We start from the raw sequence: 24,897 nt of genomic DNA on the forward strand, positions 1-24,897 counted from the left end.
GCCGTCGTGACCGTTCCGGTTCGCGATCCCCCGCGATCGCGAACCGGAACGGTCACGAGCCGGACTCGGTCAGGAATCCCAGCGCCTGTGCGACCAGCCGGCGGTGATCCGGCGAGGCGAACGACGCCCCGGCGTGACCGAGGCCGTCGTAGACCGTGACGCCGCCGCCCGGACGCTCGTGCACCCAGACCAGCGGGTGTCGGACACCGTCGTGCTCGTGGTCGACCAGGACCCGGACCGCCGCCGAGACCCGCTGGTGGGAGTACCGCTCGTCGTCGAGCGAGAAGTCGCCGATGCCCGCCGTGACCGGGTGCTGGTCGTCGACCACGTGCACGGTGCACGGTCCGGACGGCGGGTGCATCGTCGTGCCGCGCACCCACACGCCGCCGAGGGCCCGTTCCCAGTCGTCGTCTCCGGCGAAGGACGTCGACGACACGTGCACGACGAGCATCGGCACGCGGCTCGCGAGCAGCCGACGGAACCCCGGTTCCGCTGCGGGCAACGGCACCGGCAGGCCGTCCCGCGGCAGGCCGAGGTCCACGACCACGAGCGACGGCAGCGGGCCGACCCCGAAGGACTCGAGCGTCCGGTCGACGTCCGACGACGACGACAGCCCGATCCCGACCTGGGCCGCGATCGCCGTCAGCGCCGCGGTCGTCTCGTCGAAGGGGTGCCAGGGGTCCGTCCACCGTCCGACCCCGCCGAGCAGCACCGCACTCACGCGGTGGCCCGGGTGATGCGGACGGTGTGCGACCCCGTGCGGGCAGGCTCGCGTTCGACGAGCAGGACCCGGTGCAGCGCCGCGTCCCAGGCCGCCCGCAGCTTCTCGTCGTCGAGCTCGCGTCGCTCCGTGCGCACCTCGAAGCGCGCGCCGTCGACCGCCACGTGTGCCGGCCCGACGTCCAGACCGCCGGGGGTCACCACCGGTTCGTGGAGCGTCAACAGCACGAGCGTCATGACGCCCGGTTCCGCGAACGCCCACTCGTCCTGCAGCTCGACGACCTCGGCGGCCCGGTCGAGCGAGGCGATCCGCACCGCGCGCACCAGCCCGGACGCCGCGGGGTACGCCGCGGTCAGGTCCGTGGACAGCGTCGCTCGGTCGCCGTCGTCGGCGAACTCGGTGCCCGTCGCCCGGAACGACTCCCCCTCGTGCTGCTCGACGCCGTTCGGCCACGGCACGCTGTGCCAGCTCGACCGCATGGTCCAGATGCCGTACCGGTGCTCGGGCAGGAACGTCTCACGGCGGTACACCCCGACACCGGCGTCCACGACGACGGGTTCGCCGTCGAGCGAGACGATGACGGACCCTGCGTCGTTGTGGTTGTGGCTGACGGCGTTGTGGCCGCCCTTCGCCGACAGGAAGAAGGCGTCGGAGCGGGCAACGGCCACCTCGGTGCCGGGGAGGTACAGCGACGTGGGCATGCCCGGCGCTGCGGGTCCGGCGTCCTGCCACCCCGGTGCCCGGAGCTCGGCGAGGGTGCGGCGGAAGAGCGCTGCGAGCTGCCCGTCGAACCGCAACGCGTGCCGGCGCCCCATCCACCGGGCGTGCTGCACGACCTCGTCGTCCCCGACGCGTGCACCGAACCGGACCAGCAGGTGCCAGTTCGCGTTCTCGGGCAGCACCGGCGACCCGTCGGAGTGGTTGACCTGGCGGTGGGCGTCGATCTGCATGCCCATCGGGAACCGTGCCGTGGCGGCCACCGGTTCCACCACGAAGCCGTCGAAGGCCCCGTCGGTGAGCTGCTCGACGAGGTCGAGTGCCTCGAACAGCGTCGCACCGGCCCACCACCAGTAGGTCGCGCCCTCGTCGCAGCTGCCGTCGGCGTCGTACCCGGCCCGGAACCGGTCGAGGATGACGAGCGCGCGGTCGATCGTCGCCCCGAGTCGCTCGGCGTCGGGCTCCACCACGGCAGCACAGACGAGCACGTTCGACACGATCCACGGCGCCCAGTTGTTGGGCGGCCCGTCGACCCCGTGCCAGAAGTACTCCTCGCGTTCCCACGGGTCCAGGACGCGGCGGCGGACCTCGTGGTGCACGTGGGCGCGGACGCCCGGCGCGTCGCGTTCGAGCCGCTCACCGGCGATCGCGTCGATCGCCGCCAGCATGCCGCCGACGTACGCGTCCGAGAGGTCGAGCACGTCCCGGCCCGGCACCGGCAGGAACGGCCGCTCGCCGCTCTCCGGCAGCGCGTAGTGCGACGGTAGGCACCACGCGCGCAGTTCGCAGATCCGCCAGACCTGGTCGGCGAGGACCGTCGCCCACTCGTCCTCGTCGGTCACCGCGAGCGCGAGCGCGGCCGAAGCGGCCGACTCGAGCAGGTTCCGCTGCGCGCGCTCGTACGGCTGCCGGTCGCCGTCCCGGCTGTAGCGCGCCCAGAGCGAGAGGGTCGGGAAGGCGACCGCGGCGGCGTCGCGACGGTCCCTCGCCACCGCGAGCAGCGCCTCCTGGTCCGCCGTCGCCACGTCGGCCCACGCGGCGCGGTCGGTGACGGGAGGCGCGGGTCGCCACGTCCTCGGTCGGAGCGCCCGGCGGGCGGTCGCGGTGAAGCGGTCGGTGAGGGTCTGGGCGTCGACGGTGACGGTCATGGGGGTTCCAGCGGTCAGGCCTGGACGGCGAAGCCGTCGGGGACGATGGGGTCGGTGAAGGCGCCGGTCGCGGCGAAGGCGATGGTCTCGCGCACCGCGTTCTCGGCGAGCCGGCGGAGTTCGTTGCCGAGTGAGCCCGCGATGTGGGGCGTGATGAAGGTGTTCGGCGTCGAGCGGAGGCGCGCGTCCGGCGGCAGGAGCTCGGGTTCGGTGACGTCGAGCACGGCGGCGAGGTCACCGCGGTCCAGTCGGTCGGCGAGGGCGTCCTGGTCGAGGATCGCGCCACGGGCGGTGTTCACGACGGTGGTCCCCGGGCGGAGCAGGCCGATGACGTGCCGGTCGATCATGCCCCGGGTGGACGGCAGCAGCGGCGCGTGCAGCGTGACGATGTCGCTCGTGACGGCGAGCGTGTCCAGGTCGACCACGGTGACACCGAGCAGCGTGGCCTCGTCGTCGTCGAGGTACGGGTCGCTGACGAGCACTCGGACGTCGTGTGCCCGGAGCCGCTCGATCACCGCACGGCCGACGCGGGAGGCACCGACCACGCCGACGGTGATGCCGTGCATACCGACGACCGGCCAGGACCCCTCGACGTCGACGGGCCCGGTGGCGGACCCGAGGGCGGCAGCGGTCGCGAACGCGCGCTTGGCGGCGAGGACGATCATCGCGACCGTGAACTCGGCGACCGGCACGGCGTTCGCAGCGGCGCTCGAGGTCACCGCGATGCCCCGGGACCAGACGTCGTCGTCCACCACGGGTTTCACCGACCCGGCGGAGTGCGCCACGGCGCGCAGCCGCGGCATCCGGTCGAGGCGGCCCGCGTCGAGCTCCGGACTCCCCCACCCGGTCACGAGGACCTCGACCTCGGTGAGGAGCACGGCGTCACGCGGGTCGTCCGGGTCGAGCGGGCGGTCGGCGATGAGCCGGATCGCCTCGGAGGCGTGGAGTGCGGCGAGGTCCCCGTGGTCGAACACCCGCGCGAAGGTCGTCTCCGGCATCACGAACGCGACGGGTACGCGGCCTGTTCCGGGCGGGGGCACGGGTTCGGACACCCGCGGTACGGCGCGGTGCGTGCGGGGGTGTGACGTCATCGTCGGCGGCTCCTCGTAGGCGGTCGGCGATCACCATGCCAGCGCCGCGCGGTGTTCGATGTCAAGAACGGCCGCGCAAACGATCACGAAGCGAACACCGGCGCGACCGAGGACCCGCGCACGCTCAGCGTCGGCGTCAGGGTCATGTGCCGTCGGGCGAACCCGGTCTGCGCCGTGGCCGAGATCCGCTCGAAGCACATCGTCGCCGCGAACCGGCCGACGTCGTTCTTCGGTGGCGCCACCGCGGTGAGCGGGACCCCGGCGAGCGCGGCGACCTCGTCGTCGTAGGCCACCACGGAGAGGTCGCCCGGGATCGTCAGGCCCATCTCGGTGACGGTCTCGACGAACTCCACGGCGTAGTGGTCCGAGTGCACGAACACCGCGGTGGTGCCCGTGTCGATGCAGCGTCGGACGAACGCCCGTGTGGCCTCGCCGACCGCGTGCGTCTCGTCGATCACCTCGACGGGTGCGTCGGTGCCGAGGCCGAGCTGGCGGACGCTGCGCTCGTAGCCGGTACGGAGCTGCGGGGTCGTCGGGGTCTCGAACACGGCCATGCCGATCTTCCGGTGCCCGAGCGACGCGAGGTGGCGGAGGGCGATCCCGGCCCCGGCCTCGTGGTCGCTCCGGACGGACTCGAGCTGCGTGCCGACGGGTGCCTCGGTGAGGGAGCGCTCGACGACGACCACGGGCATCGGTGCCCGGTCGAGGAGCTCGAGGGTGTCGACGGCGTCCGCGACGGTGGTCGTCACGAGGAGCCCGTCGACCCCGGCGGCGATGAGCCGTTCGACCTGCTGTCGTTCGCGGTCCGGGTCGTAGCGGGACACTCCGAGGACGACCCGTCCGCCGAGGGCCTCGGTGCGCTCGGCGACGCCCGCGACGATCTTCGGGAAGTAGTAGCCCGGGTCGGGGACGACGAGTCCGAGGGTGAACAGCGCGCCGGGTTCGGTCGCGGTCCGCGTGGTCGGCTCGGGTCGCGGTGCCGGACGGTGCGGTGCGCCGGCGGTGGGCAGTGTCTCGACCGACACCGCGCCGCCGTGCACACGTCGCACGAGTCCGCGGTCAGCGAGTTCGGACAGGTCGCGGCGCACCGTCATCGCCGAGATCCCTTCGCGCGCTGCGAAGTCCGAGGCGGACAGGCTGCCGTGGACACGGAGTTCGGCCAGGATCCGTTCCTGCCGTCTGGTCGGGTGCATCGTCGCTCCCATGTTCGTTTCGTGTGCGGGTGAATACGCCCGCTTGACCGTCATCATACGGACGTCCCAGGATGACGAAACCGCCACCGGAGGTCCGGCCGCGGACCCCAGCCACGTGAGCAAAGGAGCCACATGAGCGCGACGATGGTCGACCCGGCCACCGAGACGCGGACCCCACGGTCCGACGGCGTCCCGGTGGCCCGCAAGGTCCCGTTCACCGCGAGGTTGCGACGGGACTACCCGCTGCTGATCATGGTCGCGCCGGCGGTGGTCCTGCTCCTGCTGTTCGTGTACGTCCCGATGCTCGGGAACGTGATCGCGTTCATGGACTACCAGCCGTACATCCCGATCGCCCAGAGCCCGTGGGTCGGGTTGTCGAACTTCCAGGTGCTCTTCGCGGACCCGGACTTCTGGCGCGCGACGCTCAACACGCTGGAGATCACGTTCATCCAGCTGGTGCTGTTCTTCCCGGTGCCGATCGCCCTCGCGCTGCTCATCCACTCGCTGGTGTGGCCGTGGCTGCGGGCGACCGTGCAGTCGGTCCTCTACCTGCCGCACTTCCTGTCCTGGGTCATCGTCGTCGGGTTCTTCCAGCAGTCGCTCGGCTCGGGCGGTGTCGTGAACCACGCGCTCCGGCAACTCGACGCCGGCACGGTCAGCGTGATGAGCGACCCGTCGACGTTCAAGCTGCTGCTGACGAGCCAGGTGATCTGGAAGGACGCCGGCTGGGGGACGATCATCTTCCTCGCGGCCCTCGCGGCGATCGACGACAACCTGTACGAGGCCGCCGCGATCGACGGCTCGGGTGCGTGGAGCCGGTTCTGGCACGTGACGCTGCCCGGCATCCGGCCGATCATCGTGTTGCTGCTCATCCTGCGGCTCGGCGAGGCGCTGTCCGTCGGCTTCGAGCAGATCATCCTGCAACGGAACGCCGTGGGGGCCGATGCCGCCGAAGTGCTCGACACCTACGTCTACTACCACGGCGTCGTCGACGGCAACTGGTCCACGGGCATCGCCGTCGGCCTGATCAAGGGCCTCGTCGGGTTCGTCCTCATCATGGCGGCGAACAAGGCCGCCCACATGCTCGGTGAGCAGGGAGTGTATTCGCGATCATGAGCACCATCGTCCGTCCGGTCTGGGCCGGGAAGCCCAAGCCCGTCGTCCTCGCACTGAAGGCCGTCGCGATCGTCCTGATCCTCGCGGTGGTGCTGTTCCCGTTCCTCATCGTCTTCTCGACGAGCGTGTCGAGCCAGGCCGACGTCACGGCCGCCGGCGGCTACGTCGTCTGGCCACGGTCCTTCGACCTCTCCGCCTACGTGCAGATCCTGTCCGGCGGGGTCGTCACCCGCGCCGTGGTGGTCACGCTCCTGGTGACGATCGTCGGCACGGCGATCAGCCTCGCGTCGACCGTCCTCGCCGCCTGGGCGCTCAGCCGGCAGGGATCGCTCTTCCAGCGGCCGCTGCTGACGTTCGTCCTCATCACGTTCCTGTTCGCGCCGGGGATGATCCCGCTCTACCTGATGGTCAAGCAGCTCGGGCTCCTCGACAACTACTGGGCGCTGATCCTGCCGAGCGCGTTCAGCGTGTTCAACATGGTCGTCGTCCGCGGCTTCATGATGAGCATCCCGCAGGAGCTCATCGACAGCGCGAAGATCGACGGCGCCGGCGAGTTCCGCATCCTCTGGCAGATGGTGCTGCCGCTGTCGCGCGCGGTGATCGCCGTCGTCGGGCTGTTTTACGCGGTCGGGTACTGGAACGCGTTCTTCAACGCCCTGCTCTACCTGTCGGACTCGACGAAGTGGACGCTCCAGCTGGTGCTCCGGACGTACGTGCTGCAGGGATCGAGCCTGGTGTCCGGCGCCGGGTCGGACGCGACCATGCAGCCGCCGGCGGAGTCGATCCAGATGGCGGTGGTGATGATCGCGATCATCCCGATCCTCGCCGCCTACCCGCTCGTCCAGCGCCACCTCACCAAGGGCGTCCTGACCGGCGCCGTCAAGGGCTGACGCGGCCCCGCCGAACCACCCTCCACCCGAACGCTTCAAGGGAGAAGCCATGACCGACACGACCACCGCCGGCCTCAGCCGACGGACCCTCCTCTCCGGCGCCGCCTTCGGCCTCGTCGCGTTCAGCGCGGCGGGCGGCCTCGCCGGCTGCTCCTCCGGCGGCACCGCCGCGACCATCTCCGACACGGTCGCCGCGCTGCCGACGTACGTGCCGATCACGAAGGGTCCGAAGCCGGACCTGCCCGGCAACGACGTCGTGCAGCCCGTGTACTACTCGTACCCCCAGGACAGCGAACTCTTCACCTCGGTGACCGGGAAGGTGGCCGACGGGTCGAAGACGTCCGGGTTCGTCGTCACGTACACGGCACCACCGCCCGCCGACAACTCGTTCCTCGACTACATCGGTAGTCTGACGAACACCGAGTACGACCTGACGTTCGTCCCCGGCGACTCGTTCGACACGAAGTTCGCCACGATGACGGCGGGCAACGACATCCCGGACATCGTCGAGTTCCTGACCTTCGCGATGCCACCACGGTTCCCGCAGCTGCTCGACGCGAAGTTCTCGGACCTGTCGGAGTACCTGTCCGGCGATGCCGTGAAGGACTACCCGAACCTCGCGAACATCCCCACCGCGTCGTGGCGGAGTGCCCGCATCAACGGGAAGATCTACGGCGTCCCGGAGCACCGTCCGCCGTTCGGGTCGGTCATGGTCTGCCGCCCCGACCTCATCGAACAGCTCACCGGCGCAGCACCCGCGCCGAAGGACAAGGACGAGTTCACCGAGCTCTGCAGGGCGGTCACGGACACCAAGGCCGGCCGGTACGCGATCGCCGGCGGCGGTGGATCGAGCGGCGTCGACTGGTCGTACGACTTCATCGGCGCGACCTTCGGCGTCCCGAACCAGTGGAAGCAGTCCTCGGGCGGGACGCTCACGCACAAGAACGAGACCGGTGCCTGGCTCGAGATGCTCTCGTACATCAAGAAGCTCTGGAACCTCGGGATCTACCACCCGGACACCCCGAGCCTCGAGAGCGCCAAGGCGAAGACGTACATCAACAACGGCACCGTGCTCATGCACCTCGACGGCATCTCGGCGCTGCTCGACGTCACCATGCCGAAGGGGATCGTGACCGGCGGCATCGTGCCGTTCGGTGCCGACGGCGGGAAGGGCGCGAACTACCAGGGCACGTCGAGCTTCTCGTTCGCCGCACTGAAGAAGACCACCCCGGCGAGGATCCGCTCCCAGCTCCGGCTGCTCGACTACCTGTCGGCACCGTTCGGCTCGCGCGAGGCCTTCACGCTCACCCACGGCAAGAAGAACGTGCACCACACCGGCAGCGGACCGGATGCGGTGCTCACGAAGACCGGCGAGCAGATGATCAACGCCAGCTCGCTGTACCGGCTCGCGGCGGGTCCGCAGGTGCTCAACACCGCGGTCCGGATCGACGAGCAGCTCCGCCAGTCGCACGCGTGGCAGGTCGCCACGCAGGACATGCTCGTGAAGAACCCGGTCGACGGCTTCTACTCCCCCTCGGCCACGTCCACGCAGTCGGCGAACCAGGCGTTCAACAGCGTCTGCAACGACTACGTGCTCGGTCGGACGAACCTCACCGCCGTCAAGGCCGGGGTGAAGACGTGGACCGCTGCCGCAGGCGACAAGATGCGCAAGGAGTACAGCGAGGCGATGGAGAAGCAGGGCTGAGCCCTGGGCTCCGAAACCGAGCGCCCGGTCAGGCGGTCCAGGCCGCCGGGTGCCGCCGCTGCCACCGGAGCCGTCGCTCGAGCTGCGCGCCGATCGCCAGGAGCACCCGTTCGCCACCGGGACGCCCGATGAGCTGCACGCCCATCGGCAGTCCCGCACCGTCCGGGTGCTCCTCGTCCGTCACACCGACCGGCAGTGTGATCGCCGGCAGCCCGGCCACGTTCGCCATCGACGTCCACGGCGAGTAGGCGCACTGGCGGCGGAAGTCCTCCTCCGGGTCGGACCCGTACCAGCCGAGCGGCCGCGGCGTGAGCGCGAGGGTCGGCGTGAGGACGGCGTCGAACCGGTCGAACGCCCCGATGAGCGCCGCCGAGAAGGTGTCGAGCGCCGTCATCGCGTCGAGCACCTGCGTGCCGGTCAGCGCGCGGCCGCGGTCGACGAGCCACGACACCAGCGGCGTCAGCCCGGACAGGTCGATCCCGGGGACCATCGGCAGCCGGGCGGCGCTCGACTCCCACGCCACCCGGAACGCGTCGGCGTACGGCGCCCGGGGCATCCGGACGTCCTCGACGCCGTGCCCGACCTCGCCGAGCACCCGGACGGCGGTCTCGACGGCGGCGCGTGCCGCGGGGTCGACCGCCACGTCGACGGTGTCGTCCCACGGGGAGCCCTCGAGCAGCCCGATGACGAAGCGCCCCTCACCGCGGACGGCCGCGGCGGTGAACGGCCCCTCGCCGACGTCGGGCGTGACCAGCGCGTACGGGTGCGGCTCCGGGAGCCCGGTCGGCGACACGAGCGCGTCGAGCAGCATGCCCGCGTCCGCGACGTTCCGCGTGATCGGCCCCGCGACCGACAGCCCGCCGACGCCCGAGCGTCCGGGCATCGACGGCACACGACCACGGCTCGGCTTCAGCCCCACCAACCCGGTCGCCGCCGCCGGGATCCGCACGGAGCCCCCACCGTCCGACCCCACCGCGCCCGGGAGGAGTCCGGCCGCGACCGCGACCGCCGCACCGCTCGACGATCCCCCGGGCGCGCGGCTCGTGTCGTACGGGTTCCGGGTCACGCCGAACCGGGTCTCCGACGACGAGGACATCCCGAACTCGGGCGACGCCGTCTTCCCGAGGCTCACCGCACCGGCGGCGTCGAGCGCCGCGACGAGCGGGTGGTCGGCTGCCGCGGGGCGGTCGGGCAGACTCGTGGTTCCGTTCCGCGTGGCGACGCCGGCGCGGTCGTACAGGTCCTTGTCGGCGGACGGGAGGCCCCACAGCGGCCGCGACGTCGGCACCCGGTGGCCGAGGTGCTCGGCTCGGTCGCGTGCGGCGTCCGCCGTCACCGTCACGAAGGCGCCGAGACCGGGATCGAGCCGGGAGATCCTCGCCAGGTAGTGGTCGGTCACCTCGAGCGCGGTCGCCTCACCGCGTCGGATCCAGTCCCAGAGTTCCTGCGCGGCGAGGTGGTGGAGTTCGAACACCGCCTCAGCCTAGGTGCGACCAGAATCCTGAACATCCACTCAGTGACGCGTCCCCCGTTCGGGGGGCCGATCCGCGGCTGTCCCAGAGCATTGCTCATCCGATTTCCCTGGGGACTCCTCGGCGGGCGGGCAGCGAGCACGGGGTACGGTTCCGCGTCGCTCACGACCCGCAGGAGGACGCGAGCAGACGGTGATCAGGGACACCCGGAAGAAGGACATGGACAACAGGGAAACGAACCACACGACCAGGACCCGCACCAGGAGGCGAGTCGCCGCAGGGATGGCACTCGTCGCGGCCGGTGCCGTCGTCATCGGACTCGCGCAGCAACCGAGCGCGTCCGAAGCGGCGACCACCTCGCTGACCAAGATGCCCACGGGCACGGTGGTGTCGAACGGTCGGACGTGGAAGCAGACGTACGCCGAGGACTTCTCCACCGCTGCACCACGCGGCAGCGTCCTCAGCAAGTACCCGGGCCTCGGGGCCTACGACGGCTACCGCGACACGAGTGGTCGCGGGCTCTACGCACCGGACAAGGTGCTGAGCGTCAAGGACGGCAAGCTCGACTTCTGGGTGCACTCGGAGAACGGGCAGCCACTCGTCGCCACGGTGCTGCCGGACGACTACCGCGCACACACCACGGGTCGGGTGTCCATCCGCTACAAGACGACGGACACCCCGGGCTACAAGTTCGTCGGGATGCTGTGGCCGACGGACGACGACTGGAACAAGGGCGAGATCGACTGGCCCGAGGGTGACCTCGGCAGCACGGCTCGACCCGCGTCGGCGATCCCGGGATCGATGCGGAACGGGATGATGTCGTTCGACGGCAGCGTGCAGAAGCCGACCAAGTCGGCCCAGAGCAGCGGCTACCACGTGGCGACCACCGAGTGGGACCACGGCGTGGTCCGGTTCTACTGGAACAACTCGCTCGTGTCGGTCACCCGCAAGGCGGTCCCGACGGACCCGATGCGGGTCACGCTGCAGGCGGAGACCGCCATCGGCGGCTCCGTGCCGGCGTCCGCGAGCGGACACGTCGACATCGACTGGGTCTCGATCTGGGACTGACCGAGTGAAGGACTGGAGGCGCGGTGCCAGCTGGCACCGCGCCTCCAGTCCGTGGTCCTCGCGTCCACGTCCTTGCATCCTTCGGAGGAACCCCGCGGAGTGCGTCCCTTCGCCGGTCGTCCGTCGGACGCCCCGTTCGTAGCGTCGATGCCATGACGATCACCACCGAAGACCGGCACACCGCCCGCACCGGCACCGCCCGTCGGACCGGGGTCCGCGGGGTCACCACGCGGCACCCGCTGGCCTCCTTCGCCACCCTCGCCCTCGGCCTCAGCTGGCTGGCGTGGATCCCCTACATCCTGTCGCCGCACGGCCTCGGCGTCTGGGACCTCCACTTCCCCGAGTTCCTCGGCACGGCGCAGTTCACCGGCGTCCTGCCGGGAGCGTTGCTCGGCCCCCTCGGCGGTGCCTTCCTCGTGACGGCGATCGCCGACGGCCGCCCCGGACTCCGCCGCTGGGTCGGTCGGCTCTGGCGCTGGCGGGTCGCCTGGTACTGGTACGCCCTCGCCCTCGTCGGCGTGCCCGCGATCATCGTCGCCACCGGGCTGCCCTTCGCCGGCGGCCAGGTGCAGGCGCCGAGTGCGCTCGCGCTGCTCGCCCTCGTTCCCGGCCTCGTGGTGCAGCTCTTCTCCACCGGGCTGTCCGAGGAGCCCGGCTGGCGCGACTTCGCCCTGCCTCGACTGCAGGAGCGGTTCGGCCCGCTGGGCGCCGCCGCCGTGCTCGGTCCGCTGTGGGCGCTCTGGCACATGCCGCTCTACCTCAGCGACTGGGGCGGGTGGCCGGACGCGCACTGGACGGAGCCGGTCGTGTTCGCCCTGTTCACCATCACCTTCAACGTCGTGATGACGTGGGTGTTCAACCGCACCGGCGAGAGCCTGCCGGTCGCCCTCCTCCTGCACGTCGGCGTCAACAACACCATCTCGACACTGTGGGCCGACATGTACCCGGGGATGACCGCCGGCACGATGATGCACGGCCTCGCGATCGTGTCCACCGTCGCGGCCCTCGTCCTGCTCGTGGTGACACGGGGGCGGCTCGGCTACACCGGCGGCGGACGCGGCGGCAGCGGCCGCACCGTCGGCACGCCCCGACTCGTAGGATCGAACGATGGCACCCGCTGACGCGCCCGACCGACGCGACGCACGCGGCGTGCCCACCCGACGACGCCGCTGGACCGACCTGCTCGTCGCCGCCGGTACCGCCGTGGTCACGCTCGGACTCCTGCTCGGCCTGCCGCCACTCGACGCCATGGACCCGGACACCGCCGGCACGATGGGAGCGGGCCCCGGGTTCCCCGATGTCGGCGGGACAGCGTGGACCCTCCTCGCGATCACCCTGGTCGCCCAGTCGGCCCTGCTGCTCGGCGCCCGCCGAGCACCCCGCTCCGTGCTCCTCGCCGTCGGTGCGCTGCCGATCCTCCTGGCCCTCGTGTCGACGAGTGCCGCGTTCGGCCTCACCGCACTGCCCGTCGTCGTGGCGGTCGTGCTCGCCACGCTCCGGGTCCCGCTCCCCCGCCTCTGGCCGGCCGTCGCGGGATCGGCGGTGCTCGTGGCGGTCGGCACGGGGATCACGTGGGCCCACGGCTCCGGCGCGATGCGGAGCGGCGTCGTGTCCGGGCTCGGCGCGTCGGCCGGGCAGGGCGTGCTGCAGGCCGTCGGTGCAGTGGGACTCCCCCTCGTGGTGACGCTCATCGTCCGGTCCCGCCGCGAGCTCCGTGCCGCACGTCGGGCCGAGTCGGACGCCCGCACCGCAGCAGCCGACGCCCGCACCGCGGCAGCCGACGCCCGGACGGCCGAAGCGGCGGCCCTCGCCCGGGAGCAGGACGCCCGCGTCGAGGCGGCCGTCTCCCGCGAACGCGCCGCGATGGCCCGCGAGCTGCACGACATCGCGGCCCACCACCTGTCCGGGATCGCCCTGATGTCGGCCGTCGTCGACCGGCAGATCGACACCGACCCGGACGGCGCGCACGAGGGTGTCCGGCAGGTGCGCGAGCAGAGCACGGCCGTCCTCGAGGACCTCCGCCGCCTCGTCGGACTCCTCCGCGACGACACCCCCGCCGAGACCGTGGTCGAGACCGTCGCCGGCATCGTCGACCTCGTCGAGGCCGCCCGCACGCGCAGCGCGGTCGAGCTCACCGTGCAGCCGGGCGATCACCCGCTGGCGGACGGCATCGGTCCGCTCACCCAGCTCGTCGCCTACCGCACCGTCCAGGAGGCCCTCGCCAACGTCGCGCTCCACGCCGCCGGCGCACCGTGCCGGGTGACCGTCGACGACCGCGATCCCGACCACCTGACGGTCCGCGTCGAGAACGGGGTGCCCACCGCACCATCTGTCGGCAGCTCGCCGTCGGGTGGGAACGGACTGCGCGGCATGCGCGAGCGGGCAGAACTGGTCGGGGCGCGCCTCCAGGTCGGACCCACCGGTGACGGTGGCTGGACGGTCGAGCTGGTGACGGCTCGGGAGGCGCGACCCGCCGCCGACACGTCGGCCGACGCGCCGGAGGTGGCCGGGTGATCCGCGTGCTGGTGGCGGACGACCAGCCGCTGGTCCGCGCCGGTGTCTCCGCCCTGCTGTCCGCAGAGCCCGACATCGAGGTCGTCGGGGTCGCCGCCGACGGTGGCGAGGCCCTCGCACTCGCCCGGACCACCCGGCCCGACGTCGCGTGCCTCGACATCCGGATGCCGGTGCGGAACGGCATCGAGGTCACGCGCGAACTCTGCGCCCCCGGGGCCGACCCTTCGGTCCCGGTGCTCGTGCTCACCACGTTCGACCTCGACGACCTCGTGTTCGGCGCGCTCGAGGCGGGTGCGTCGGGCTTCCTCCTGAAGGACGCCGAGCCCGACGTGATCGTCGGGGCCGTGCGGCAGGTCGCCGCCGGGAACGGCACCATCGACCAGGCGCTCACCCGTCGTGTGCTGCGCGAGTTCGTCGCGCGGCGAAGTCTGCAGCCGGTGTCGGGCGACCGGGCCGACGAGGTCCTCACGGCACGCGAGCGGGACGTGCTCCTGCTGCTCGCCCAGGGGATGTCGAACGAGGAGATCGCCGCCGCGCTCGTCGTCGAGGTCTCCACGGTGAAGTCGCACCTCGCCCGGATGCTGCCGAAGCTCGGGGTGCGGTCGCGGCTGCAGGCCGTGGTGTGGGCGTACCAGAACCGGATCGTGACGGTGCCGGACGGGTCCTGACGGTCTCGGCGCGTGCTCGTACGTCTGTTCGTGCTCGTGGCCGTGTTCTGCGCCGATGGTCAGGCGCGGCGGCGGTACCGGATGTGGGTCGTCAGCGGCGAGTGCAGGACCTCGACGGGCTCGAAATCGAACGACTCGGCGCCGTCCTCGAAGATCCGCTCTCCGGAGCCGAGCAGCACCGGCGCGACGTCGAGCGTGAGTTCGTCGACGACCCCGGCGGCGAGCGCCTGGCGGACCGTCGAGGCGCCGCCGGCGATGTCGACCCCGGCGTCTCCGGCCGCCTCGACCGCGCGGGCGTAGGCGGCGTCGAAGCCGTCGGTGACGAAGTGGAAGGTCGTGCCGCCGTCGAGCTCGATCGGGTCGTGGGCCGTGTGCGAGAGCACGAAGACGGGTGCGTGGTACGGCGGTTCGTCGCCCCACCAGCCCGTCCAGTCGTCGGGCCGCTCGGTGCTGGGCGGCCCGAACATGTTCTGGCCCATCACGTACGCGCCGCGGGGGCGCATGAGCCAGCCCGCTGCCGTGCGGTCCGCCTCGCCGACGTCGGCGCCGGGCATGTGCCAGGTGTGGAGCTCCCCGCCCCGGCGTCCGAGGGGTTGGTCGAGGCGCTGGTCGGGCCCGGCGACGAAGCCGTCGAGGGAGATCGACATGTGGCAGGTGGTGTCGGTCATCAGGTGCGCTTCCGTTCGAGGGCTCCGGCTCGGTCGTGGGTTCAGGCTCGGACGTGTTCTGCGAGCACGTCCCGCACCGTCGTCCAGCCCTCTGCACCGTACCGCTCGTCGTCGACGTGGCGCAGCGTGGCCTCGCCGCTGAACATGCTGACGAAGTACTGCATGCCCTGCCACGCCGGAAACGGCTCGTCGTCGCCGGCCTTCGACAGGCGTCGTCCCACCCGGGCCATCGCCGAGAGCGTCGACGCGGTTCCCGCCCACTGCAGTCGGAAGGGGGTGCCGGTGAGCCGGGACATCGTGTCGGCGATGCTCCGCGAGGTCACCCGGTCCCCCGCGACTTCGACGAAGCGCGGTGCACCCGGGTCGAGCGCGACGAGGGCGGTGGTGCGGGCGACGTCGTCCTTCGTGGTGAAGTCGAGCACCTGGTCGGCCGAGGACCAGTAGAGCACCCGCTGTCGGTCGAACAGGATGAGCGGCGCCTGCCCGGTGAGCATGTCGGTGAACGCGCCGTTCAGCACCGAGGTCGCCCGGATGCGTGCGGCGTCGAGGTCGGCGGCGAACTCGCGGCGCAGCTCGAAGTTCCGGTTCGTCCCCGGGGTGATGGACCGGTAGTCGGCGGCGTAGTCGGACGGGATGAACCGTTCGACGCCGGCGTCCACCGCTGCCCGGAGCAGCGCGCGCTGCGCGTCGACGATCACCGAGCGCGTGCCGCTGACCGCGGACACCACGACCTCGGCCCCGGCGAGCGCCGAGGTCAGCGCTGCGTGGTCGTCGTAGTCGGCGCGGACGATCTCGACGTGGTCGTCGCCTTCGGTCGGCGCAGTCGCCGTGGACCCTGGGCGGGTCAGGACGCGGACGTGGGTGTCGTGCCGACGGAGTGCCCGGACGATGCGTCCGCCGAGGTCACCGGTCGCGCCGGCGACGAGGACGGTGGTGGTCACGCCTTCTCGACGTCGGAGAAGAGCCCGGTGAAGGTCGCTCCGGTGGCGCCGAGCTGGCCGAAGAACGTGCCCGCTTCCTCGCCGGCGACGGCTGCCGAGGCGTCGTCGTAGGAGTCGAAGTACAGGTCGAGCGTCCGGTGCGCCGGGGTGGGCGTGCCGTCCTCCTTCGGCCAGACCTTCCCGGCCTCGAGGCGGCGGAGCTGCGGCAGGGCGCCGGCTGCTTCCTCGAGTGCGGGGTACGCCTGCTCGAAGGCGGCGGGGTCGGTCGGGTTGTCGATGATGAGGGTGATCTTGGTCGTCATGGGGCCAGTGTTCTCCCTCGTCGCTGTCGCCGTCCGGAGGGGTCGGATCTCGTCGCTGCGCGCGCACGCGTCTCCGTCGCGTTCGACTGGTCAGCGGGTGGTTCTCGGATGTTCCGGTCCGCGATGCGACGCCGACTCGTGCGGTACGGCTGGCCCCAGCGAGCCCTCGGCCGCCCGCCTCGGTGGCCGATCGGCTGGCGAGACGTGCTCGCAGGCCTGTGGCTGGACGCGGCGAGTGTCAGACGCCCACCTGCCCAGGCGGACCGCGGGCTGGCCGACCGGTGGAGCACCTCCCCCTCTCGGTGGATGCGCGGGCTCTCGCGCAGCTGTCAGGCTCCGACCGGCGCACCGCGTCATACCGATGAGGGGATCGAACGTGAATACAAGAACATACGCACTTCGACGCACGGCCTTCGTGAAGACCGCCCGGAACAACTGCAGTTGAGGTGCAACCGATGTTGCTGAAGTTCATCCCGATCCCGATCATCATCCTCGGCTTGATCGGTTTCCTCGCCGACATCAGTTGGTGGTTGCTCGCCATCCTCGGAGCCGCCTCGGCACTCGCCCTCATCGCCGGGGACGCCCTGATCGCTCGACACAAGCGGCAGACGTCAGCACGCCGGTGAGACAACGAGAGCCGCAACATCCATCGGTGCTGGGGCTCTCGTTTCTCCACAGCGCAGCGTTCTACGAATGCGGATCTGGTCGGAGCAGCGCAATTCAGCGTGACACTCATCATCAGAACGCCCCGCCCCGCCCCGCCTACCGAACACGCGTGCGGGAGAGGATCGGCTAACGGGGCGCGATGTGCGCGACTGCTCCCGGCCTTGCTCGGTAGCGTAAGAACGGTGCCCCGATCGAAGCTTGCATTGTCTCCGATGACTCAGCGTCAAACACGACTTTCTCGCGCGTGCGTCGCAACGACCGCGAATGTCGCCCAATGACGGTTGCTCTCGGGATCCTGGCGGTGGTGGTTTGTTTCGCGCTCATCGTCGTGCGCGCCACTCGATGGGGCAATGCCGCTCGTGATCGAGTTGAGGGAAAACCGCGGAAGCCCATCACTCCGGGGACCTGGGTCGTGTTCGGGATCGTCCTCGCTCTCGCGGCGACCTCGCTCGTTGTACAGCTTGTGAGCAACTAACGCTTTGCCATCGGCAGCGCGGGTCCGACAGAGAGGACCGGTCATGGACCCGTGGAACGGGGGCACCGACGTCTCGTTGAACGATCGGCTATCGAACGTCCCGTTCGTCGCTTCGCTGTCGCCACTCGCCGCCAGCGTAGTCAAGCGTGTACAGCCCACTGATCGTGAGTGGAGAGATCGCCAGGAACACGATCATCGAGTCGACGCGGAACAACAGGAGCGCAGCGACACCCAGGAGAACGACCCCTCCGAGCACCAACGTCCACAGCGGGAGGCGTCGACCTGATCGCCCAAGAGTCGTCGTGTTGGTGAAGCTATCCGGAGGTGGCCGGTAGCGGATCGGCTTACGTGCCCCTCTGTGGTCAGAGCCACGAGGATCGGCCACACTGGTCGGGTGCGTCTCGATACCGTACTGACCGAGGCGGACGTCCCCACCGTCCGAGCTGAGGTTGCTGCGCTCCGGCTCCCGGGACGTCGACTGGCGCGAGGCGTGACCACGCGACGCGACGGGCGCGAACGCCCCTCGCAGTTCCAAGCCCTCGTCGACGAGCGCAACAAGAGCTGGACGTTCGACCAGCAGGGGTATGCGCACCGCGACCGCTACGAGGACGGCGTCATCCACACCGTTGACGGTTCTTCGGAAGTCAGCTTCGCTCGCAGCGGCACGGTTGCCTCTCCCGTCCGCCTGCTCACCCCTGAGTTGCTCCTCCTCTGGGGCTCACCCGCGAGCTACGCCCCGGTGCTCGTCCAGCGCGTCAGGGGTCATTGGCTGCTCTTCACGTTCGAGCACGAGCTCGACCCCGCACAACGCACGACGCTTGTCATCGACGAACGTGACGGAGTCGCCTACCGCTCGTACGGAGTGGATCAGGTCACGGTGATCACCGAGCTCCGCATCTTGGACGACGACGAGTCGATACCTCCGCGCCCGCGCTTCGCGCGACTGCAGGAGTGGCCCCGGCTCGAGTACTGAAGCCACGCGCCTGTGGCGGCGACCGGTTGCGGAGCAGATGTCGAGACCTTGCTCAGGGCCCCACGCTTGTCCGACCCGTCATCCGGATCGCACATGGGTGACAGGATGCTGGTCATGCCGACCATGAGTGCGCTTCTTGTCATCGATCTGCAGCAGGGCGTGATGAGGGACTGTTTCGACGCGGAGGGTGTGCTCGCGCGGACTGCCCGACTCGTTGATCGTGCCCGAGCAAGCGATGTTCCTGTCGTGTGGGTGCAGGATCACGACGACTTCGCGGAGGGGTCCACAGACTGGCAACTGGCGGCGCCGCTGGAGCGGCGATCGAACGAGCCACTGGTGAAGAAGGAGTACCGGGACTCGTTCTCGGACACGGACCTCGACGAGGTCCTGGATCGCTTGGGCGTGCGGCATCTCGTCGTCGCGGGTGCGCAGAGCGACCACTGCATCCGGACGACGACCCAGGCCGCGGCCGCGCGTGGCTTCGACGTGACGCTGGTGTCCGATGCACACACGACGACGGACGCAGAGCACGACGGTGTCCGCATCAGTGGGGAGCAGATCATCGCCCACACGAACATGTACTTCGGCGGGCTCAGGTACCCCGGCCGGCACTACGCCGCCGAGCGACACGACCGAGTGGAATTCGCGCCCGGTCCCTGACGGATCGGCTACCGGATGAGCTCCTGGATTACACCGAGGCCGTCGTGGCAGCGCTGGACGTACCCGGCGCACAGATCCGCACGGTTGTCGAGCGCCCAGCGGGTGACGTCGACGAGATGCAGAGCGGTCATCATCGCGAGTTCATCCCGCGCCCGGTCCGAGCCGAGACCGGCGGCTTCCCCGAAGTCGTCGTAGTCCTGCCGATCGACCGATTCGTCGATGAAGCACCACTCGAAGACCCGCCGAGCGTCGGTCCAAGGCGTTGGTCCGGCCTCGGCTCCGCCCCAGTCGATCAGGACCGGCGGGGCCTCCGGGCCGCGGGGGATGAGGTCGCGGGGCGCGAGGTCGCCGTGTGCCAGGCCGTGTTCGTAGGTCCCGCTGGCCAGGTGGGCGAACATGGGATCGACGACTGCTCGTTGCTCGTAGGCGCCGTCTTCGAAGAGCACGTCATCCGGCCCGGGGCCCGAACCGGGAGTAGAGGGACAGCGGGGCGTCGTGCAGGGGCACCCTGCCGACCGTGCGGGCGTAGACGCCGAGCCATGACCACGGCCGCAGGACCGCGCGGTCGTCAGGTGCGACGTAGATCGACAACGAGAAGGGGACCCCACCCTCCACTCCGTGAGCGAGGGGTTCCGCGGTGGCGATGCCCGTTCGGGCGGCCGCGTCCGCCGCCCAGGCCTCGACTGGGAACTCATCGGCACGGAGCGGATCGACCGGGTACCGGAGAACGACGGGGTTGCCTCCTGCGCGTTCGAGGCGGAACGTGTGGTTGACCGTGCCGCCCGGGAGCGGTTCGAGACGTGTGGGCGTTCCACCGATGCTCCGCACCACCGCGTTGAGCCAGGCGTTGTCGACCATGTTGGTGTCCACCCTCCCATTGTGATGCGGATGGAGCCCGCAGCTGCGGGCCGACCGGTCGTCCGCCCGCACTCCTCTGGGTGGCGGCTGAGCGCGAGACGGGGACGGCCAGCAAGATGGATCGGACCACGCGAGCGCGGCGGTCGGAGAGGACACCGTGACGAACGACATCAGCGATGCCGGACTGCAGGCAATGATCGACCGAGCCGGGCAGATCACCGCCGACGAGGCAGAGTCGCTCGACATCGCGTGGAAAGCCGACGAGGCGATCCTGCTGCCGGAACCGAGTGCCTCCCTCGCGATCCAGGGAGGCGCTGACGGGCGGATGGTCACGAACGCCGACCTCGTGGCCGCTTGGCAGCACGCGCTCGAGGCCGCTGGCGCAGCGGGACGCGTCGAGGAGATCGAGGCCGCGCAGGAGGCTGGACGCGCGGTGCGACACTCGGAGGCGCACCTCCGGGATCGTGCGGGCGCCGAGGAGGCAGTCCGATCCGCGGTGCTCGCGAGCGGGGTACGCGACCTCGTCTCGGACGACGAGTACGCCACGCTGACGGCCGTCTGGCGCAAGGTGCTCGGAGAGGTCTGACCCGTCGGCTGCTCGCGCTCCACCGAGAGCCTCTCGCCGCCTGGTGTCGAGCCGGCGGGTCAGGGGCGAGCGACGCCGCTGAAGTCCGGGGAGCCGTCCGGCGCCGCCGGCACCGGCGTCCCGTCGACGTAGCGCGGCCACGCGAGCGCGCGGGCACCATCCGGTCGACGTTCGTAGAGCAGACCGTCGCTGCCCGTGACCGTCAGCGCCGTTTCATGGGTCTTCGAAGCGCCGTCCGCTCGGGCCGACCGGGCCGCCTCAGCCGGAGGCACCTCGTGGTCGACGAGCCGCCCGGATGCCGCTGGAGGGACGGCAGGTCCGGGCACGCTCGTCCACTCGCCGACGGGCGGAACGGCTGCAGCGTGCCGCTCCGAGCCTGACGTCGCCGTGGGCTCCACCACCGGTGGCGTGGTGGAGGCCGCACCGTCCGGCGTCGAGGACGGTCGTGGCCACACGGCTGCGGACGGCGCGGAGGACCCACCCTGGCCCCCGCGGTCGTGGTCACGCGGTCGGAACAGCGCGTTGCTCAGCGGCACGACGACGGTTCCGAGCAGGTCGAGGATGACCACGACCCACACCAGTCGCCAGTACCCGCTGGCGAGGTCGAGGTCGGGAGCGAGGAGGGGCACCGACAGCAGCAGGGCGAGGAGCGCGATCACCCCGACGGTCGCCTTCGCGACGAGCTGCAGCAGCGGGGTCGGGTACCGCCGGTGGATGACGAGGAGCAGGTGCACGTGCAGCAGCGCGAAGCGTGCGACGAACACGATGCCGATCCACTGCATGAACCGTTCGCCGACGAGCCAGATCCCGTCCCCTCCGAGGGAGTCGACCGGCACGATCCAGACCTTGGCCAAGCCGGTCACGAGCAAGTACAGCGAGACGACGATGCTCGCGAACGCGAACCTCCCGGACCGCCGCGACGACACGTCGGCGTCGTACCAGGACAGGAGCGCGAAGACGACGACCACGACGACGGTCAGCAGGAGTTGCACCGCGACCCGGCCGAAGTCCCCGAGGAGCACCGCGACGATGCCGACCAGGCCGGCAGCGACGACGGCACCGATGATCGTCCGGAACACCAGTGGACGGACCTTCGCCCACCGTGGGTCGATCGTGCCCGTCACCACATCCGTGCTCGCCATGCGCGCCTCCCTCACGTCGATGTCCCCGAACACTAGCGGCGCTCGACCGTCCGCACAGCACCGTGAACCGGGGGCCGCTCGGTCCACCCACGGCCGTCCCTTCGACCATCGGTCAGTGATCAGATGCCCGTGACGCTGTGCGCTCGGAAGAAGTACCCGTCCTGTCCGGCAGGGTAGGGCTCCACCTCGAACCGCACGGCCTGGCCGGGCCGCAGCGAGAGGAAGCCGGGACCATCCAGGACGGAGAAGTGCACGAAGACGTCAGACTCGAGCGCTTCCGAACGGAGGGCGCCCCAGCCGTCGTCGTCACTCCACCGAACACAAACGCCTTCGACGACCTGCACGACCGCAACGTACCGCGTGGAGGCAACCAGCTGGTGAAGGTCAACCACAGCGGGATCATCGGTCGAGGCCGTCCACGCCTGTCGGCGACCAATCGCTGCCCCATCTGCTGGCGCGCGGGTCGGGGACCACGCTGTTGGTGACCTCCGACATCGCCCGCAGCGAAGTGAGGCCTACGGACCCGGCCCGGCTCGAACGGGCAGCCACCCTCGCCGTGCTGCGGGCAGGACGCACCCGTACCGGGTAGATGCGCCTTGGACGGGCTCGCGTGGAGCCTACAGCCACTCAGCGAGCAGTCGTTCTGGGTCCTGTCGGCGGGCATCTGTGCGAACTGGCGGTCGTCGTGATCGTCGTCGTGCTCCGTGCTCGCCGCACGGGCGAGCGGTAGCGGTCCGCCGAGCAGCTGACTCCAGCCCTTTCGACGACCGATCCGCTTGCGCGACGACTAGGCGGGTAGCGTTGGCCTGGTGGGTGCTCTCTGGATCGGGCTGGCGGCCGTGGTCTGCCTTGCTTGGGGCAGTGTCCTGCTCACCTTCCCCGAGCCGATCGCACGGTTCTCTCGGAAAGTGCAAGGCGAGTTCTGGGGAGGTCAGTTCACCCCGGAGTCGGCGAGGTTCATCGGGTGCGGTTTCGTGCTCGGCGGTGTGGTGGCGGCAGTGACGCTGCTCGTGCACATCCTTCGTGGTTGAAGGCGCGCCTCTTCGGAGGAGCTTCCACCGAGCCAGGTCCGTCGTCCAAGCAGTCAGCTGTCGAGTGCGATGACCCACGGGATCAGCAGGAGGCCCGCGACGATCAGCACGCCGATCCCGGACCAGAACCACGGAGCACTGGTCCCACGCTCCGCCCTCGCCCGGCCGATCCGATCTCTGCGACTGGCGATCACAGCCGCGCGCCCGATCAGCCCGAGCCCCGCCAGCGCGATGACCATGACGCCCCACCACGTCCACCACGAGCACTCCACAAGACGACCGAGACACCGGATCAGCGCAGGTGCACGAGTCCAGCTCGCGTCGGGAGGAAGCCGCAGTCCCCCTCGTAGAACGGCACCATGTCCTCGCCGTAGTCGACGAACAACCACTCGCAGCCGGCAGCGCGGACCGCTTCCACCGCGAAGCGGACGACCGCGGTCCCGAGGCCCTGGTGCTGACGAGACGGATGCGTCTTCGTGTCGATGAGGAACGCGTGGTCCGCACCGTCCCACGCGACGTTCACGAAGCCGACCAGGGCCCCGTGCGTGTCCCGCGCCGCGACCCTGCCGAGCGAGTGCGGGCGGACCCGATCCCACCAACCGGGCTCGGGCGTCCCTCCGTGCGCCGCGGTGAGGTCCACGAGCTCCTCGTCGCCGATGCTCGAGCGCCAGGTCAGGGTCACGTCCTCGTGGTCCATCGTCCCGAGCTCCCACGAGGGAGTCGGCTGCACCAGGGGCGTCATCGCGGACGGGCGTCCGACCGACCGCTCCCGGAGCGGCCGTGCGAGGATCGGAGCCGTGGGGGAAACGAGAGTGTTGCCAGCGGACGCGCCCGAGGTCGCAGAACTCGAAGCGCAGGGGTGGCGGGTCACAGCGCGTTCGTTCGGCGCGCAGCTCGACGCCGACCGGATCGACCGGCAGCGGCTGCAGGCGCTCGTGGACCGCACCGCCGACATCGGGACGACGCGGCCGCTCGGTCCCGACGACGTCGACGCGGTCCTGCGGCTCGACGCGCTGACGGCCCACGACTACCCCGGCGGCGTCGCGACCCAGCACGAGCCGCTCGACCGCGCTGCAGCGACCCCCTCACCGGCACGGCCCGCGTTCGGAACGGTCACGCCGGACGGCGAACTCGTCGCGATGACGTTCGTCGACACGGACGGGCCCCACGCGGAGACCCACTTCACGGTCGTGCACCCCGGCCTGCGCGGCCGCGGGCTCGGACAGGCGGTCAAGGCTGCGTCGGTGCTCGCGTTGGCGGACGCGGGCACCACCCGCTTCCGCACCGGCGGTTCCGCCGAGAACACCGCGATCGCGCGCGGCGAACGCCGCCCTCGGCTACGTCCGCGACGAGGAGTGGGTGACGCTCGAGCCGCGCCCTCGGTAGTGACGTGCGCACCGTCGAACGGGAGGCGCGGGTCGGGCCCGCACCGCGCCTCCCGTCCGTCAGACCAGCCGCCGGCTACCTCGTTCAGACGAGGAGCGCGCCGCCGTCGACGGGGATCGAGGTTCCCGTGACGAAGGGCTGCGTCATCGCGTACAGGAACGCCTGCGCGACGTCGCTCACCTCGCCCACGCGGCCGACGGGGAGTGTCTGGGCCTGTTGGTCGAACATGGCCTGCTGCTCGTCGGCGGTCATCCCCGCCCAGAGCGGGCTCCGGATGATGCCGGGCTCGACGACGTTGACCCGAGTCGGCGCCAGCTCGACGGCCAGAGCGCCGGCGAGACTCGTCATCGCTCCGCACAGGCTCGACGCGACCGCCCACCCGGCGCCCGATCGGGTGCGCGCTGACCCGGAGGTCAGGGTGATCGATCCCCCCCGGCCGGACGTGCGGCGCGGCCTTGCTGACCGCGTTGAGCGCACCGAAGTAGCGCACCTGGAAGAACCCGCGCGCCTGGTCGAGGTCGAGGCCGTCGACGGGCATCAGGGTGAGGGGTTCACCGGCGGTGTAGACGAGGTGGTCGAACTCGCCGATGGCTTCGAAGAACGACGCGACGTGGTCGGCGTCGAGCACATCGAGTGCCCGGCCGGTGGTGGAAGCGGTGAGCTCGCCGAGGGCGGCGTCGACGCTGGACTGGCGGCGCGAGGCGATGACGACCTCGGCGCCGACGTCCACGGCAGCGTGAGCCGTGGCGAGGCCGATTCCCGATGTGCCGCCGATGATGACGACGCGCTGATTGGTGAGGGACAAGGTGTTCCTTTCGATCGAACGGGATCGAGTGTGTGCGCTCGAGCACCAGCTCGTCCAAGACCTCTTCCACACCTGCTGACACCCGACGGGTATGAGTCATG

At 70.8% G+C, this 24,897-nt stretch carries 27 protein-coding genes and 1 pseudogene; 13 read left to right on the top strand and 15 right to left on the bottom strand.

What is annotated here, in order from left to right; genetic code table 11:
- Positions 1-52: 52 nt before the first annotated feature.
- From QE359_RS14705 to QE359_RS14720, 4 genes are all read right to left on the bottom strand, one after another.
- Positions 53-721 carry a ThuA domain-containing protein gene (locus tag QE359_RS14705; RefSeq protein WP_309779744.1) on the bottom strand — a complete coding sequence of 223 codons (669 nt, stop codon included), beginning with the start codon at positions 719-721 and terminating at the stop codon, positions 53-55.
- On the bottom strand, positions 718-2,586 hold the full coding sequence (locus tag QE359_RS14710) for a heparinase II/III family protein (protein ID WP_309779745.1): 1,869 nt from the start codon (positions 2,584-2,586) through the stop codon (positions 718-720). Before QE359_RS14710 ends, QE359_RS14705 begins: the two co-directional genes overlap by 4 nt.
- A gap of 14 nt (positions 2,587-2,600) precedes the next feature.
- Positions 2,601-3,584 carry a hydroxyacid dehydrogenase gene (locus QE359_RS14715; RefSeq protein WP_071302536.1) on the bottom strand — a complete coding sequence of 328 codons (984 nt, stop codon included), beginning with the start codon at positions 3,582-3,584 and terminating at the stop codon, positions 2,601-2,603.
- Between the two features lie 176 nt (positions 3,585-3,760).
- The gene (locus tag QE359_RS14720; protein WP_309779746.1) at positions 3,761-4,882 is read right to left on the bottom strand and encodes a substrate-binding domain-containing protein; all 1,122 of its coding nucleotides are present in this window, start codon (positions 4,880-4,882) and stop codon (positions 3,761-3,763) included.
- A 120-nt stretch (positions 4,883-5,002) separates the two neighbouring features.
- On the opposite strand from QE359_RS14720, the gene QE359_RS14725 reads away from it, so the two are divergent.
- Genes QE359_RS14725 through QE359_RS14735 form a run of 3 tightly spaced genes read left to right on the top strand, consistent with a single transcriptional unit; the run spans position 5,003 to position 8,581 of the window.
- Entirely contained in the window at positions 5,003-5,986 is a 984-nt protein-coding gene (locus QE359_RS14725; RefSeq protein WP_309779747.1) for an ABC transporter permease subunit, read from the top strand.
- A complete protein-coding gene (locus QE359_RS14730) occupies positions 5,983-6,876 on the top strand; it encodes a carbohydrate ABC transporter permease (RefSeq protein ID WP_071296218.1) in 894 nt (297 codons plus the stop codon). The genes QE359_RS14725 and QE359_RS14730 overlap by 4 nt, the downstream gene beginning before the upstream one ends.
- Before the next feature lie 49 nt (positions 6,877-6,925).
- Positions 6,926-8,581, top strand: a complete 1,656-nt coding sequence (locus QE359_RS14735; protein ID WP_309779748.1) for an extracellular solute-binding protein — start codon at positions 6,926-6,928, stop codon at positions 8,579-8,581.
- Between the two features lie 28 nt (positions 8,582-8,609).
- On the opposite strand, the gene QE359_RS14740 is transcribed toward QE359_RS14735, so the two are convergent.
- Complete coding sequence (locus QE359_RS14740; RefSeq protein ID WP_309779749.1) at positions 8,610-10,055, bottom strand: amidase; 1,446 nt, start codon at positions 10,053-10,055, stop codon at positions 8,610-8,612.
- A 280-nt stretch (positions 10,056-10,335) separates the two neighbouring features.
- Here QE359_RS14740 and QE359_RS14745 point away from each other — a divergent pair, with 280 nt between their 5' ends.
- The 4 genes from QE359_RS14745 (at position 10,336) to QE359_RS14760 (ending at position 14,303) form a co-directional block, all read left to right on the top strand.
- Positions 10,336-11,121 (top strand): glycoside hydrolase family 16 protein, encoded by a 786-nt coding sequence (locus QE359_RS14745; RefSeq protein ID WP_309779750.1) that lies wholly within the window; start codon positions 10,336-10,338, stop codon positions 11,119-11,121.
- 152 nt (positions 11,122-11,273) lie between these two features.
- The gene (locus tag QE359_RS14750; RefSeq protein ID WP_309779751.1) at positions 11,274-12,242 is read left to right on the top strand and encodes a CPBP family intramembrane glutamic endopeptidase; all 969 of its coding nucleotides are present in this window, start codon (positions 11,274-11,276) and stop codon (positions 12,240-12,242) included.
- Positions 12,229-13,635: a histidine kinase gene (locus QE359_RS14755; protein WP_309779753.1), complete on the top strand. Its 1,407-nt coding sequence runs from the start codon at positions 12,229-12,231 to the stop codon at positions 13,633-13,635. Before QE359_RS14750 ends, QE359_RS14755 begins: the two co-directional genes overlap by 14 nt.
- On the top strand, positions 13,632-14,303 hold the full coding sequence (locus tag QE359_RS14760; protein ID WP_309779754.1) for a response regulator transcription factor: 672 nt from the start codon (positions 13,632-13,634) through the stop codon (positions 14,301-14,303). Before QE359_RS14755 ends, QE359_RS14760 begins: the two co-directional genes overlap by 4 nt.
- Before the next feature lie 59 nt (positions 14,304-14,362).
- Here the strand turns inward: QE359_RS14760 and QE359_RS14765 are convergent, their stop codons facing one another.
- The 3 genes from QE359_RS14765 to QE359_RS14775 are packed head-to-tail and all read right to left on the bottom strand — an operon-like array spanning position 14,363 to position 16,214.
- Positions 14,363-14,971 carry a dihydrofolate reductase family protein gene (locus tag QE359_RS14765; protein ID WP_309779755.1) on the bottom strand — a complete coding sequence of 203 codons (609 nt, stop codon included), beginning with the start codon at positions 14,969-14,971 and terminating at the stop codon, positions 14,363-14,365.
- Positions 14,972-15,012: 41 nt separating this feature from the next.
- Positions 15,013-15,912, bottom strand: a complete 900-nt coding sequence (locus tag QE359_RS14770; RefSeq protein WP_309779756.1) for an NmrA family NAD(P)-binding protein — start codon at positions 15,910-15,912, stop codon at positions 15,013-15,015.
- Entirely contained in the window at positions 15,909-16,214 is a 306-nt protein-coding gene (locus tag QE359_RS14775) for an EthD family reductase (RefSeq protein WP_309779757.1), read from the bottom strand. The genes QE359_RS14770 and QE359_RS14775 overlap by 4 nt, the downstream gene beginning before the upstream one ends.
- A 455-nt stretch (positions 16,215-16,669) precedes the next feature.
- On the opposite strand from QE359_RS14775, the gene QE359_RS14780 reads away from it, so the two are divergent.
- From QE359_RS14780 to QE359_RS14790, 3 genes are all read left to right on the top strand, one after another.
- Complete coding sequence (locus QE359_RS14780; RefSeq protein WP_175473671.1) at positions 16,670-16,840, top strand: hypothetical protein; 171 nt, start codon at positions 16,670-16,672, stop codon at positions 16,838-16,840.
- A gap of 909 nt (positions 16,841-17,749) precedes the next feature.
- On the top strand, positions 17,750-18,328 hold the full coding sequence (locus QE359_RS14785) for a hypothetical protein (protein WP_309779758.1): 579 nt from the start codon (positions 17,750-17,752) through the stop codon (positions 18,326-18,328).
- A 114-nt stretch (positions 18,329-18,442) separates the two neighbouring features.
- Positions 18,443-18,988 (top strand): cysteine hydrolase family protein, encoded by a 546-nt coding sequence (locus tag QE359_RS14790; RefSeq protein WP_309779760.1) that lies wholly within the window; start codon positions 18,443-18,445, stop codon positions 18,986-18,988.
- A gap of 8 nt (positions 18,989-18,996) precedes the next feature.
- Here QE359_RS14790 and QE359_RS14795 read toward each other — a convergent pair whose 3' ends face one another.
- Both QE359_RS14795 and QE359_RS14800 read right to left on the bottom strand, forming a co-directional pair.
- The gene (locus tag QE359_RS14795; RefSeq protein WP_309779761.1) at positions 18,997-19,434 is read right to left on the bottom strand and encodes a hypothetical protein; all 438 of its coding nucleotides are present in this window, start codon (positions 19,432-19,434) and stop codon (positions 18,997-18,999) included.
- 1 nt (position 19,435) lies between these two features.
- On the bottom strand, positions 19,436-19,858 hold the full coding sequence (locus QE359_RS14800) for a hypothetical protein (protein WP_309779762.1): 423 nt from the start codon (positions 19,856-19,858) through the stop codon (positions 19,436-19,438).
- A 145-nt stretch (positions 19,859-20,003) separates the two neighbouring features.
- Here QE359_RS14800 and QE359_RS14805 point away from each other — a divergent pair, with 145 nt between their 5' ends.
- Positions 20,004-20,432 carry a hypothetical protein gene (locus QE359_RS14805; protein WP_175473673.1) on the top strand — a complete coding sequence of 143 codons (429 nt, stop codon included), beginning with the start codon at positions 20,004-20,006 and terminating at the stop codon, positions 20,430-20,432.
- Between the two features lie 59 nt (positions 20,433-20,491).
- Here the strand turns inward: QE359_RS14805 and QE359_RS14810 are convergent, their stop codons facing one another.
- Together QE359_RS14810 and QE359_RS14815 are read right to left on the bottom strand one after the other, a co-directional pair.
- Positions 20,492-21,574, bottom strand: coding sequence for a hypothetical protein (locus QE359_RS14810; protein WP_309779763.1), 1,083 nt, complete (start codon positions 21,572-21,574; stop codon positions 20,492-20,494).
- Positions 21,575-21,693: 119 nt separating this feature from the next.
- Positions 21,694-21,918 (bottom strand): cold shock domain-containing protein, encoded by a 225-nt coding sequence (locus QE359_RS14815; protein WP_309779764.1) that lies wholly within the window; start codon positions 21,916-21,918, stop codon positions 21,694-21,696.
- A gap of 465 nt (positions 21,919-22,383) precedes the next feature.
- Between QE359_RS14815 and QE359_RS14820 the strand changes: the two genes are divergently transcribed.
- Positions 22,384-22,605, top strand: a complete 222-nt coding sequence (locus tag QE359_RS14820) for a hypothetical protein (RefSeq protein WP_309779765.1) — start codon at positions 22,384-22,386, stop codon at positions 22,603-22,605.
- A gap of 53 nt (positions 22,606-22,658) precedes the next feature.
- Here QE359_RS14820 and QE359_RS14825 read toward each other — a convergent pair whose 3' ends face one another.
- Both QE359_RS14825 and QE359_RS14830 read right to left on the bottom strand, forming a co-directional pair.
- Positions 22,659-22,844 carry a hypothetical protein gene (locus tag QE359_RS14825; protein WP_309779766.1) on the bottom strand — a complete coding sequence of 62 codons (186 nt, stop codon included), beginning with the start codon at positions 22,842-22,844 and terminating at the stop codon, positions 22,659-22,661.
- A gap of 53 nt (positions 22,845-22,897) precedes the next feature.
- Positions 22,898-23,335, bottom strand: a complete 438-nt coding sequence (locus QE359_RS14830; protein WP_309779767.1) for a GNAT family N-acetyltransferase — start codon at positions 23,333-23,335, stop codon at positions 22,898-22,900.
- Positions 23,336-23,402: 67 nt separating this feature from the next.
- Between QE359_RS14830 and QE359_RS14835 the strand changes: the two genes are divergently transcribed.
- Positions 23,403-24,122 (top strand): GNAT family N-acetyltransferase, encoded by a 720-nt coding sequence (locus tag QE359_RS14835; RefSeq protein ID WP_309779768.1) that lies wholly within the window; start codon positions 23,403-23,405, stop codon positions 24,120-24,122.
- Here QE359_RS14835 and QE359_RS19145 read toward each other — a convergent pair.
- A pseudogene (locus QE359_RS19145) lies at positions 24,076-24,868 on the bottom strand (SDR family oxidoreductase). The gene QE359_RS14835 and the pseudogene QE359_RS19145 sit on opposite strands and share 47 nt — an antisense overlap.
- Between the last annotated feature and the right edge of the window lie 29 nt (positions 24,869-24,897).

The sequence above is a fragment of the Curtobacterium sp. SORGH_AS_0776 genome, assembly GCF_031453355.1.
Taxonomy (GTDB): Bacteria; Actinomycetota; Actinomycetes; order Actinomycetales; family Microbacteriaceae; genus Curtobacterium.